This is a genomic window from Tropicimonas omnivorans, assembly GCF_031846565.1.
GTDB lineage: Bacteria > Pseudomonadota > Alphaproteobacteria > Rhodobacterales > Rhodobacteraceae > Tropicimonas_B > Tropicimonas_B omnivorans.
Genome location: NZ_JAVRHL010000002.1, coordinates 616884 through 629161, shown reverse-complemented (window position 1 = coordinate 629161; position 12278 = coordinate 616884). Strand labels below are relative to the sequence as shown.

Here is a 12278-nt window from a genome sequence, read left to right as displayed (position 1 = left end):
CGGAGCGACGCCGCAGGGGTCAGGCCGAAGGGGCCGCGCCCCGTCCGCGCCGGGGTTTCGCGGGGTCTGCCCGGCTCGTCCGGCGCACCAGCCTCTTCTCCAGAAGCACCATCGCGTCGAAGATCAGCACGGCGAAGAGCCCCACGATCAGCCCGCCCTGCAGGACGTAGGCGGTGTTGTTCGTCAGAAGCCCCGCGATGATCACCTCCCCCAGCGTCCGCGCCGCCACGGTGGACCCGATGGTGGCGGTGCCGAGGGCGATCACCACGGAGAGGCGGATGCCGGCGAGGATGACCGGCAAGGCCAGCGGCAGCTCCACCTGCCATAGGCGCTGGCGGCGCCCCATCCCCATCCCCCGCGCGGCCTCCATCGTCTGGGGCGGCAGGTTGGACAGGCCCGTCATCGCGTTCTCGAAGATCGGCAGGAGCCCGTAGAGAAAGAGCGCGATCAGCGTCGGCCCGGCCCCGAACCCCAGGACCGGCACGGCGAGTGCGAGGACGGCGACCGGCGGAAAGGTCTGGCCGACATTCGTGATCGTCCGGGACAGCGGCCGGAACGGCGCGCCCGAGGGCCGCGTGACGAGGATCGCCAGCGTCACGGCGACCAGCGTTGCGGCGGTCGAAGCCGCGGCGACGAGGCCGAGATGGCTGAGGGACAGGGAGAGGAGCGAGGTCCTCTGGTAGATGACCGGTCCGTTCGCCGGCGCAACCGGCGCGAAGAGGGGTGCGAAGGTCTCCGGCGTCAGGACGAGCCCGGCGAGAAGGAGCGCGAGCGCTCCGCGGAGGATCCAGCCCACGCTCACGGGGCATGGCCTTCCGTCGTCGGTCCGGCCTCGGCGCGGGCGCGGATGCCATCGAGCGTCACGCGGCCCGGGGCCTGCCCCTCGCGGTCGAGCGGAACGGCGTCGCGACCCGACCAGAGGCAGGCCGACAGCGCATCGCGGAGGGTCGCGTCACGCGGCAGCGGCGCGCCATCCGCGCGGCCCTCCTCCACGATCTCCGCGGCAGGGATCAGCGACAGAAGGCGCATCGGCCGCTCCGCATCGCCCACCATGTCGGCGACGAACCCGGTGGCGGGCCGGGCGACGATCTCCTCGGGGGCGGCGTACTGGACGAGCCGGCCGCCATCCATCACGCCGACCATGTCCCCCAGGCGGATCGCTTCCTCCATGTCGTGGGTGACGAGGACGATGGTGGAGCCGAGCTTGCGCTGGATGTCCCTCAGATCCTCCTGCGCGCGGGCCCGGATGATGGGATCGAGAGCGCCGAACGGCTCGTCCATCAACAGAAGGTCCGGACGGGAGGCGAGCGCGCGGGCGACGCCCACCCGCTGCTGCTGGCCGCCCGAAAGCTCCTGGGGATAGCGGGAGCGGAACGCGGCGGGCTCCATGCCGAAGAGGCTCAGAAGCTCGTCCACCCGGGCATCGATCGTTTCCCGGTCCCAGCCGAGGAGGCGCGGCACCGCTGCGATGTTGCGGGCGACGGTGTGGTGCGGAAAGAGGCCGTGGCCCTGGATGGCATACCCGATGCGGCGGCGCAGGAGGTGGGGCGGACTATCCGCCGTGCGCTCGCCGTTGATCCGGACCTCGCCCGAGGTCGGCTCCTCGAGGCGGTTGATCATGCGCATCAGGGTCGTCTTGCCGGAACCGGACGTGCCGACGATGACGGTGATCGTCCCGGTCTCGACGGTCATGGTGACGCTGTCGACCGCGAGGGTCTCGCCGAAGCGCTTGGTGATGCCGTCGATCTCGATCATGCACGGGTTTCCTTGGGAACGGGACGGGCGAGATCCACGAGGATGTCCATGAGCACCGCCGCGGTGATCGCCATGAGAACGGTCGGGAGCGCGCCGAGGAGGATCAGGTCCGCCGCGGTCTGGTTCAGCCCCTGGAAGACGAAGGTGCCGTAGCCCCCGCCACCGATCAGCCCGGCGATGACCGCAAGGCCGATATTCTGGACGAGGACGATGCGCAGGCCCGCGAGGATCACCGGGAGCGCAAGTGGCAGCTCCACCGTGACGAGGCGCTGCAATACGGTCATGCCCATTCCCCGTGCCGCCTCGCGGGATCTCGGCGGAACCGAGGCGAGGCCCGCGACCGTGTTCGAGACGACGGGAAGGAGGGAATAGAGCAGGAGGGCGAGGAAGGCCGGCGCGAAGCCGATCCCGGCGATGCCGATGGCGCGCGCGGCGGGCAGGCTTGCCGCGACCCAGGCGAGGATCGGGATCATGATGCCGAACATCGCGAGGGACGGGATCGTCTGCAGGAAGCTCAAGGTCGGTATCGCGCCGGAGCGGAGGCCGGGACTGCGATGACAGGCGATGCCGAGCGGAAATCCGATGAGCGCCGCGGCGGCGAGCGAGCCGAAGGCGAGCGCGACATGCCGGCTCGTCGCTGTGACGAAAGCGTCCCTGCGGCTTGCGTATTCTTGCGCGATGGAGAGGTCGGACAAGAGGCCCGACCAGAGCAGGATGCCGAGCCCCGCCAGGATCACGGCCAGAAGGCCGAGCCTCAGCATCGGACCCGGCGCGCGCGAGGAGAGCGCATCTGCCATCAACAATGTCAGTACGAGGAAGAGGCACCAGAAGCCGGCCGCCGGAGAGACGCGGGCGAACTCGCCCGCCCCGTCCAGAAGATGGCTCCCGGTCGTGCCGATGAGGAGAAACAGGCCCGCGAGGCCCACAAGGCTGCCGCCGAAGCGCAGCCACGGGCGCCCGCGTAGAAGGCCGATCGCGAGGCCCGCGAGGATCGCAAGCGTACCAGCGGCCGCGATGCCCGGCCCGACGGCCGACCATATCCGAAGCCCCTCCCCCGCGACGATACGGTTCGCCGCGAGGGTGGAGAACGGAAGGAAAAAAGCGCCGAGCCCCAGAACCGCGAAGAGAAGCCCCGGCGGGGAGATCACTCCGAGGGCGGGGCCCGGCCGATCCATCCCGGCCGCGATCAGTCCAGGATCCCGGCTTCGGTGAGGTAGTCACGCGCGACCGCTTCGGACGGCTCGCCGCCGACCTGGATGCGTCCGTTCAGCTGCTGAAGCGTCTGCATGTCGAGCCCGGTGAAGATCGGGTTCAGGATCTCGGGGATCGAGGGGTATTCCTCGAGGACCGATGCGCGGACGATGGGCGTCGGCTCGTAGACCGGCTGCACGCCCTGATCATCCTCCATCACCACGAGCCCCGTCGCGCCGACGCCGCCGTCGGTACCGTAGACCATCGCGGCGTTGACGCCGGACGTGCCCCGGGCGGCGGCCTGGATGGTCGCGGCGGTATCGCCGCCGGACAGGATGACGGTCTGATCCTCGCCGAGTTCGAAGCCGTAGGTTTCCTGCATTGCCGGAAGCACCGCCGGGGAGGAGACGAACTCGGTCGAGGCGGCAAGCGTGATGTCACCGCCGCCGGCGACCCATTCACCGAACTCGGTCATTGTGGAGAGATCGTTCTCCTCCGCGACCGGACCGGTCAGGGCGATGGCCCAGGTGTTGTTCGCGGGTGCGGCCTCGAGCCAGGTGATGTCGTTCGCCTCGGCATCGAGCTCGCGGGCGCGGGCCAGCGCGTCGTCCGCGTTCTTCCAGGTGTCGGCATCCGCCTCGTCGAAGAAGAAGGCGGCGTTGCCGGTATATTCGGGGTAGATGTCGATCTGCCCCGCGATGATTGCCTCGCGGACGACCTGCGTGCCGCCGAGCTGGAGCCGGCGCTCCACCGGAAGGCCCTCGGCTTCGAGCGCCAGCGCGATCATGTTGCCTAAGAGGCCGCCTTCGGTGTCGATCTTGGAGGAGACCACGACATCCGCTTCGGCGGTCGTGGCGAGGCCGGCGGAGAGGCCGAGAATGGCTGCGAGAACGGGATGTTTCATGTCTGGTCGGCGCCTTTTCGATTAAGCCCTGCACTTGGCGCCTTGATGTAGGGCGCACTCCGTAGCGGCAAGAAATTTCCTCTGCGGAATTTGCACCAGTTCAGGCGGGGCGGATCTCAGGCCGCCGCCGGGACGATCCGGCGCTCTATAAGGTCCATGAGATCGCCGAAGTAACCCCCGCTCCGGGCCGGCCTCGTCGGATCGGATGTGATGGCGACGGTCAGCTCGAGCGCCGGCATGACGAAGATCACCTGCCCGCCATAGCCGCGGGCGAGCGCGAAATCCCGTCCGTCAATCTGGCCGAGAAACCAGCCGTAGCCATAGGAGAGGCCGGAAAAGGGAGAGCGGCCGCGGGGACGGAGCGAAGCGTCGATGTAGTCCCGCGGCAGTATGCGGGTTCCGTCGTACATGCCGCCCTGCCGGTAGGTCTCCCCGATCCGGACCATGGCGCGGGGGGAGAGAGCCATCTCGTTCCCGCCGAGATAGTAGCCCTGCGGATCGCGCGTCCAGGCCGGGATCTCGATCCCGAGGGGGTCCCCGAGGCGCGAACGCGCGAGGGCGAGCAGGCTCTGTCCCGTGGCTTCCGTCAGGGCGGCGCCGAGAACGTGGAAGGAGCCGGTCGAGTAGAGCATCTGCCCGCCCGGCTCGGCCACCATCTCGCGGCCGAGCGCGTCCGCCACCCAGTTGGAGGACGAAACCCACCCGCCGTAATTCGCGCCCGAGGTGCGCTCCAGCCCGGCGCGAAGGGTGACGAGGTCCTCGAGGGTGATGCCGGGAACCGCCGGGGCCGCGCCTGCCGGGATGAGGGCGGGCATGACCTCCCCGAGCGTGACGTCGACGCTGCCCACCTCGCCACTGCCAATCACCGCGCCCAGAAGCGCCGCGACGACGGACTTGCTGACGGATTTGACGTTGACCGGGACGTCCGGCCCGGGCCCGCTGATCGCCTCGGCGAGGACTTCCTCACCACCCTGCCTCACGACGATCGCGCGAAACTGATCAAGCTCGCGCGCGGCGGCGATGACGCCGTCCCATCCCCCGGCCCCTTGCGCCAGAAGGGGCCCGGGAAGCACGAGGGCCGCTCCGCCTGCGAGAAGAGCCGTTCGTCTGTGCATGATCGCTCCCGTCCCTGTTGCCCACTCCCGAGGTGGGGCGACGGACGCTCGGCACCAATCAGAAGCCCGTGAGGATCAGGGCTTCAGGCGATATCCGGTCCGGAGCCAGTGCCAGCAGATCGCCATGACGAGGCCCGTGGCGACGAGGCAGACCGCGAGCCCGAGCCAGGGCGAGCTGTCCGACACGCCGATGGTGCCGTAGCGCACGCCGTCGATCAGGTAGAAGACCGGGTTGAAGCGGGTGATGGTCTCGAGCGCCGGCGGAAGGATCTCGATGGAATAGAACGTCCCCGACAGGAAGCTCAGCGGCGTGATGATGAAGTTGGTGATCGCCGCCATCTGGTCGAACTTCTGCGCGAAGGTCGCGGCGACGAGGCCGAGGCTCGCCATGAAGGCCGCCCCCAGGAGCGCGAAGGTGAGGGCCCAGAACGGGTGCGCAAGGCCGATGCCGAGCACGAAGATCAGGACGAGGCCGATCGCGATCGCCACGAACATCCCCCGCGCCACGCCGCCCGCGATGTAACCGACGAGAATCTCGAAGGGCGACAGGGGCGGCATCAGCGTATCGATGATGTTCCCCGTCACCTTGGCCGACACGAGGGAGGAGGAGGTATTCGCGAAGGCGTTCTGGATCACGCTCATCATCAGGATGCCGGGGGCGAGGAAATGGAGGAACGGCACCCCCATCACGTCCGGCCGCGCCCGTCCGATCGCCAGCGAGAAGACGGCGAGGAAGAGACCCGCGGTGACCAGTGGCGCGCCGAGCGTCTGGACCCAGACGTTGAGGAAGCGCATCACCTCGCGCTGCGTCAGGGTCCATGTGCCGAGCCAGTTGAAGCGCCCGAAGCGGCGCGTGCCCATCGTCGTGATATCCGCCATGTGCTCGCCTGCCTTCCGCGTCTGCGTGGGTGCCGCCGGATGCGGCCTTTCGCCGGCATCCTCCTGCCATGCGGGACGCCGCCTTGTGAAGGGCGACCGGCATGCATAGGATAGGCGCTCGGACGAAAAGGCAAAGGTGCGTGCCGATGGCGGGCGCCAACGTTTTTTCGTGTTCATGGTTTGCCAGCTGGAGGGACCCCGCATGTCCTGGACCGACGAGCGCGTCGAGACGCTGAAGAGAATGTGGAGCGAAGGACAGAGCGCCAGTCAGATCGCCAAGGAGCTTGGCGGCGTGACGCGCAATGCCGTGATCGGCAAGGTCCATCGCCTCGGCCTCTCCAATCGCAGCGGGGCCGAAGGCGCTCCGGCTGAGACCGCGGCCCCGGCCGCGCCGGCGCAGGCTGCGCCCCCGGTCGAGCCGCCGCGTCCCGCGCCTGCCGAGGAAGAGGCAGCCGCGCCCTCTCCCGCCGCGCCCGCACCCTCGGACGCGCCCGAGGAGGCCGCCGATCCCGAGATCGTCGAAGCGGCCGAGGAAGAGGAGGCGGAACCCGCCGCCGCGACTGGCGTCGTTCCGCTCCGCCGGACCATCGTGCCCGCCGGCCAGCCCCTGCCGCCGCAGCCGAGCGCCAACGAGATCAGCCCCGAGACCCTCGCCTCCGTTCGCGAAGTCGAGAAGAAGGCGCGGAAGATCTCCCTCATGGAACTGACCGAGCGGACCTGCAAATGGCCCATCGGCGATCCCGCGACGGACGATTTCTGGTTCTGCGGCCTCCCCGCACAGGCCGGTAAACCCTACTGCGAGGCCCATGTCGGCGTCGCCTTCCAGCCGATGTCCTCCCGCCGCGACCGCCGCCGGTAGGGAATTGCCCGAGGCTCCGGCGAGCCGCACATCGCTCAAGACTGTACAGAAGCCCTCGCAGAGTTCTGCGGGGGCTTTTCTCTGTGCCGCCCCGCTCTGATGTGCTGTCTCCTTCGGACGCAGCACTACCTTCACACCGCCAGAGAGAGCGGAAGAGAGTCCATGCGTCCGACATACCTTGCAATTGCCATTGCCATCGCATCGGTCGCGGTCCCGCTGCCCGCCTCCGCCCAGATGGGGGCTCCCCGCCCGGCGCAAACGCCCTGCCTCGCCGCGACGGGGGAGCCGGAGAACTGCGTCAGGATCCTTGCCTGCATCGGCGATGACGGACGGTGGTTCGACGGCCGGGCGACTGGCTGGAACAGCGGCGCCGTCACGGGCCGCACCAGCGACGGGGTGTCCTGCACCGGCACATGGGGCATCGAGCCGTCCGGGATCGGCCGGGCCGAGCTCTTCTGCGAGGACGGCACCGCCGCGAGCGTTCTGTCAAGGTATCAGGACTACGAGACCGGAACGACGATCGGCGAAGGCCTCACCGGCGAGGGCGAGACGATCCGGACGTGGTCTGGCGAGAATGTCCTGGACTTCCTGCTTGAGGACGGCACCCCGACCCTCCCATGCGGCGGCGACGGCGTGGATTTCGACCGGGACGGCATCCCGATCAGCTGATCCGCGGCGGTGTCGGCCGATCGGAAGCAACTTGTTCATGTCCGGCCGGTAGAGGAGGGAAAATCCTTCCCATCTGGTGTCATGATGTCCCTTCAGAGCAATGCCTGCAGATTGTCCATTCCCTCGGCCCTCGAAACGGTTCGCAGCTACTACGACATGGACGTCGCCTATCTGTCGGAGTTCGTGGACGGGACGTGCGTCATGCGCGCCGTGAGCGTTGCGAGTGACGCGACAAACCTGCGAGTCGGCGACTGGAGGCCGTTCGAGGAGGCCTATTGCCGACAGGTCTACGAGGAGAAAATCCCTGCCATCGTCCTCGATACCAGCAAGTGCCTCAAGGCGCGTGAGCTCGACGTGACCCGCCTCCTTCCGATCGGCAGCCATGTCGGCGTTCCGGTCCGGCTCGAAAATGACGACGTCTACGGGATGTTGTGCTGCCTCGGCCACAAGCCGACGGACATGGACCACCTGGTCGACCTTTCGATCCTCCACACGATCTCGGAGTTCATCGCGGAGCAGGTCGGCCAGATGGCCTGACCCGCGAAGGCGGAACAAGACGAGGCGCCGCGCCCGGTGCCGGATCGCGCGGCGCTGACTTTCGCATCCATGCACAGCCGGGACTTCAATATCGCGCTTTTGTGCAGGGCCCCACCACGCTAGGTATCGCATCGTGCTAGCAAGCGGGGGAGCCGATGGGCGCCATTATCGAAATCAAGGGTCTGTCGAAGACCTATGATGGCGGCTTCACCGCTCTCAAGAGCGTGGACCTGACCATAGAGGAAGGCGAAATCCTCGCCCTTCTCGGCCCGAACGGCGCTGGCAAGACGACAATGATCTCCGCCATCTGCGGCCTCGTGAAACCGACGGGCGGCACCGTTCACGTCGGCGGACATGATATCGTCACCGACTTTCGCCGCGCCCGCGAGCTGATCGGCCTCGTGCCGCAGGAAATCACCATCGAACCTTTCGAGACGGTCGGCAACACCGTCGCCTTCTCCCGCGGCGTCTTCGGCAAGAAGCGGGACGATGCGCGGATCGAGGAGGTGCTGCGCTCCCTGTCGCTCTGGGACAAGCGCAACTCGAAGAACAACGAGCTGTCGGGCGGGATGCGCCGCCGCGTGCTGATCGCCAAGGCGCTGTCCCACGATCCGCGCGTCCTGTTCCTCGACGAACCGACCGCCGGCGTCGACGTCACCCTTCGAAAGGACATGTGGAACCTGGTCCGACAGCTCCGCGCCAGCGGCGTGACCATCATCCTCACCACGCACTACATCGAGGAAGCGGAGGAGATGGCGGACCGGATCGGCATCATCGACCGCGGCGAGCTGATGCTGGTTCAGGAGAAATCCCAGATGCTGAGCCAGCTCGGCCAGAAGGAACTGCATATCGAACTTGCCGAGCCGATTTCAGAGCTCCCCCCTGCCCTCGCCCCCTTCGACGTGACGCTGGGCGACGGCGGCCACCATCTGAGCTACAGCTTCGATCGAAGCGCGGAGCGCACCGGCATAACACGGCTCATCGCCGCGCTCGCCGATGCGGGGCTGGTCCTGTCCGACGTGTCGACCCGTCAATCGAGCCTGGAGGACGTGTTCCTGCGGCTTCTCGAGGAGCATGGCGCATGAACTGGCGATCCATCAAGGCGATCTATGTCTTCGAGATGACGCGGACGTTCCGCACGATCCTGCAGAGCATCGTCTCTCCCGTCCTGTCCACGATCCTCTACTTCGTCGTCTTCGGGGCCGCCATCGGCGGGCGGATCGAGAGCGTCGAGGGGGTGAGCTACGGCGCGTTCATCGTGCCGGGCCTCATCATGCTCACGCTGCTGCAGCAATCGGTGACCAATGCCAGCTTCGGGATCTACTTCCCCAAGTTCATCGGAACGATCTACGAGCTTCTCTCGGCCCCGGTGAACTTCATCGAGATCGTGATCGGCTACGTCGGCGCGGCGGCGACGAAGTCCATCATGATCGCGCTGATCATCCTCGCGACCTCCACATTCTTCGTCGACCTGCGAATCGAGCACCCGGTCTGGATGGTCGCGTTCCTGCTGCTGACCGGTATCAGCTTCGCTCTCCTGGGCTTCATCATCGGCATATGGGCGAAGAACTTCGAGCAGCTCCAGCTCGTGCCGCTTCTGATCATCACGCCGCTCGTCTTCCTCGGCGGGTCGTTCTACTCGGTCTCGATGCTGCCCGAAGGCTGGCGGACGGTCACGCTCTTCAACCCGGTCCTCTATCTGATTTCCGGGTTTCGCTGGTCCTTCTACGGGGTGTCCGACGTGCCCATCGCGGTGTCCCTCGCGGCCGTCGCGCTGTTCATGTCGGCCTGTCTCGGGGTCATCTGGTGGATCTTCCGCAGCGGCTGGCGCCTCCGGCCCTGATTTAACGTTCCGAAACGCGCGGCGGCATCTTCACTTTGCCGCCGCCGCACGGCAGCATCGCGTCCATGCCACTGGCCAGTCTTGCATATTCCCTTGCGATCGCGCTGATGATCGGCTGGCTCCTCTGGCTGGGCCAGACGCTGCTCCTGCCGATCCTCGCCGCGATCATCTCGGTCTACGTCCTGATCGCCGCGGCGCAGGCGATGCGAAACGTGCCGCTACTCGGCCGGGCGCCGTCGTGGCTCCTGCGGCTCTTCGTCCTGGCGGGCTTCACCATCGGCGTCGCCCTTCTCTTCACGCTGATCGTGACGACCTTCGCCCGCGTCGTCGCCGCGATACCGGGCTACGAGGCCAATCTCGACACGGTGATCGGACGTGGCGCGGCGTGGCTCGGCTTCGAGGATCAACCGACCTGGGCGCGCCTGCGCGAAGCGACGTTCGACCAGATCGACACCGGCCGGCTCGTGACACCGCTCGTGAACTCGCTCCGCGGCCTCGGCGGCTCTCTCTTCCTGATCGTCCTCTATGCGTCGTTCTTCCTCGCCGAGCGGGCGCGATTCGGCACCAAGCTGACCCGCGCCATCGGCGATCCCGACGACCGGGCGAAAACGCTGGAGGTCATGGCGCGGATCAACGAGCGGATCGGCGAGTATCTCCTGGTGAAGACCTTCGTGAACGCCGTTCTCGGTCTCGTCTCCTTCATCATCATGTGGGCGATCGGGATCGAGTTCGCGATCTTCTGGGCCGTTCTCATCGGGTTCCTGAACTACATTCCCTATGTCGGCTCGCTGCTCGGCGTCGCGTTCCCGGTCCTTCTGTGCCTCGCCCAGTTCGGCTCCTTCGCGATGGCGGGCCTGTCGCTGGCGACCCTGACGGCGGCGCAGGTCTATGTCGGCTCCGTTCTCGAGCCGCGCCTCATGGGGCGAACATTCAACCTGTCGCCCTTCGTTGTCCTCCTCGCCCTGGCCTTCTGGGGCTCGCTCTGGGGCATTCCGGGCGCGATTCTCTCCGTTCCGCTCACCGCGAGCCTCGTGATCGTGCTGGCGGAAATCCGTATCACGCGTCCCTTTGCCGTGATGATGAGCGCCAACGGCAAGGTGTGACTTTCAAGGGCGCGCCGCCTGCCCTATACCGCGCCGATCATGCAGAACCCGCCCGATCTCCGCCCCGACATCGCCCATGCCCGTCTGAGGCAGGGAGATGCCCGTCCCGGCCAGCCGACCATCGGCATGGTCTCGCTCGGTTGTCCCAAGGCCCTGGTGGACAGCGAGCGCATCCTCACGCGTCTGCGCGCTGAGGGCTACGGCATCTCCCCCGACTATTCCGGCGCCGACGCGGTGATCGTGAACACCTGCGGTTTTCTCGACAGCGCCAAGGCGGAGAGCCTCGAAGCCATCGGTGAGGCGCTGGCGGAGAACGGCAGGGTGATCGTCACCGGATGTCTCGGCGCCGAGGAGGATTACATCACCGGCGCGCACCCCTCCGTCTTGGCCGTGACGGGGCCGCATCAATACGAGCAGGTGCTGGACGCCGTCCATACCGCCGTGCCGCCTGCGCCCGATCCCTTCATCGACCTTCTGCCCGCGCAGGAGGTCTCGCTCACGCCGCGGCACTATAGCTACCTCAAGATCTCCGAGGGCTGTAACCACAAGTGCAAGTTCTGCATCATCCCCGACATGCGCGGAAAGCTCGCCTCGCGCCCGGCGAACGCCGTGCTGCGGGAGGCGGAGCGGCTGGTCGAGGCCGGCGTGAAGGAACTCCTCGTGATCTCGCAGGATACGTCCGCCTACGGCGTCGACCTGCGCCACGCGGCGGCGCCCTGGAAGGACAGCGAAGTCCGCGCGCATATCACGGACCTTTCGCGCGAGCTCGGCCGGCTCGGGGCGTGGGTGCGGCTGCACTACGTCTACCCCTACCCGCATGTGCGCAACCTGATCCCGCTGATGGCGGAGGGGTTGGTCCTGCCCTACCTCGATATCCCGTTCCAGCATGCTCATCCCGACACCCTGCGACGCATGGCACGGCCCGCCGCTGCGGCGAAGACCCTGGACGAGATCGCGGCCTGGCGCGCGGCCTGTCCGGACATCACCCTGCGCTCCACCTTCATCGTCGGCTATCCCGGCGAGACCGAGGAGGAGTTCGAGACGCTTCTGGACTGGCTGGACGAGGCCCGGCTCGACCGGGTCGGCTGCTTTCAGTACGAGAACGTCGCCGGCGCCCGGTCGAACGAGCTGCCGGACCATGTGCCGGACGACGTCAAGCAGGAGCGATGGGACCGCTTCATGGAGAAGGCGCAGGCGATCAGCGCAGCCAAGCTCGACGCCAAGGTCGGGCAGCGGATGGACGTGATCGTGGACGCGGTGGACGCCGATGGCGCCACCTGCCGCACGAAAGGCGACGCGCCGGAAATCGACGGACACCTCTTCATCGACGAGAGGCACGAGGCCCTGACCCCCGGTGACATCGTCACGGTGACGGTGGACGAAGCCTCGGAATACGACCTTTGGGGCCGGCTGGACTGATCCG

13 protein-coding genes are annotated in these 12278 nt (G+C 67.4%); 7 read left to right on the top strand and 6 right to left on the bottom strand.

Going from position 1 to position 12278, the window contains the following annotated elements; all coding sequences use genetic code 11:
• Positions 1–19: 19 nt before the first annotated feature.
• The 6 genes from RM543_RS08330 to RM543_RS08305 form a co-directional block, all read right to left on the bottom strand.
• Entirely contained in the window at positions 20–802 is a 783-nt protein-coding gene (locus tag RM543_RS08330; protein ID WP_311690484.1) for an ABC transporter permease, read from the bottom strand.
• Positions 799–1755 (bottom strand): ABC transporter ATP-binding protein, encoded by a 957-nt coding sequence (locus tag RM543_RS08325; RefSeq protein WP_311690482.1) that lies wholly within the window; start codon positions 1753–1755, stop codon positions 799–801. The genes RM543_RS08330 and RM543_RS08325 overlap by 4 nt, the downstream gene beginning before the upstream one ends.
• Positions 1752–2930 carry an ABC transporter permease gene (locus RM543_RS08320; RefSeq protein ID WP_311690480.1) on the bottom strand — a complete coding sequence of 393 codons (1179 nt, stop codon included), beginning with the start codon at positions 2928–2930 and terminating at the stop codon, positions 1752–1754. Before RM543_RS08320 ends, RM543_RS08325 begins: the two co-directional genes overlap by 4 nt.
• A gap of 11 nt (positions 2931–2941) precedes the next feature.
• Positions 2942–3850, bottom strand: coding sequence for a glycine betaine ABC transporter substrate-binding protein OsmF (gene osmF / locus RM543_RS08315; protein WP_311690478.1), 909 nt, complete (start codon positions 3848–3850; stop codon positions 2942–2944).
• A gap of 116 nt (positions 3851–3966) precedes the next feature.
• Positions 3967–4965 (bottom strand): serine hydrolase domain-containing protein, encoded by a 999-nt coding sequence (locus RM543_RS08310; RefSeq protein WP_311690476.1) that lies wholly within the window; start codon positions 4963–4965, stop codon positions 3967–3969.
• 75 nt (positions 4966–5040) lie between these two features.
• Positions 5041–5844, bottom strand: a complete 804-nt coding sequence (locus tag RM543_RS08305) for an ABC transporter permease (protein ID WP_311690474.1) — start codon at positions 5842–5844, stop codon at positions 5041–5043.
• Positions 5845–6046: 202 nt separating this feature from the next.
• Between RM543_RS08305 and RM543_RS08300 the strand changes: the two genes are divergently transcribed.
• The 7 genes from RM543_RS08300 (at position 6047) to rimO (ending at position 12274) form a co-directional block, all read left to right on the top strand.
• A complete protein-coding gene (locus RM543_RS08300) occupies positions 6047–6703 on the top strand; it encodes a GcrA family cell cycle regulator (RefSeq protein ID WP_311690472.1) in 657 nt (218 codons plus the stop codon).
• Positions 6704–6865: 162 nt separating this feature from the next.
• Positions 6866–7372 (top strand): hypothetical protein, encoded by a 507-nt coding sequence (locus tag RM543_RS08295; protein ID WP_311690470.1) that lies wholly within the window; start codon positions 6866–6868, stop codon positions 7370–7372.
• 111 nt (positions 7373–7483) lie between these two features.
• Positions 7484–7909 carry a GAF domain-containing protein gene (locus RM543_RS08290; protein ID WP_311690468.1) on the top strand — a complete coding sequence of 142 codons (426 nt, stop codon included), beginning with the start codon at positions 7484–7486 and terminating at the stop codon, positions 7907–7909.
• A 155-nt stretch (positions 7910–8064) separates the two neighbouring features.
• Positions 8065–8994: an ABC transporter ATP-binding protein gene (locus tag RM543_RS08285; RefSeq protein ID WP_311690466.1), complete on the top strand. Its 930-nt coding sequence runs from the start codon at positions 8065–8067 to the stop codon at positions 8992–8994.
• Positions 8991–9752, top strand: coding sequence for an ABC transporter permease (locus RM543_RS08280; RefSeq protein WP_311690464.1), 762 nt, complete (start codon positions 8991–8993; stop codon positions 9750–9752). Before RM543_RS08285 ends, RM543_RS08280 begins: the two co-directional genes overlap by 4 nt.
• 65 nt (positions 9753–9817) lie before the next feature.
• Positions 9818–10855, top strand: a complete 1038-nt coding sequence (locus RM543_RS08275; RefSeq protein ID WP_311690463.1) for an AI-2E family transporter — start codon at positions 9818–9820, stop codon at positions 10853–10855.
• Between the two features lie 36 nt (positions 10856–10891).
• Positions 10892–12274 carry a 30S ribosomal protein S12 methylthiotransferase RimO gene (gene rimO, locus RM543_RS08270; RefSeq protein WP_311691350.1) on the top strand — a complete coding sequence of 461 codons (1383 nt, stop codon included), beginning with the start codon at positions 10892–10894 and terminating at the stop codon, positions 12272–12274.
• The last annotated feature ends 4 nt before the right edge of the window (positions 12275–12278 follow it).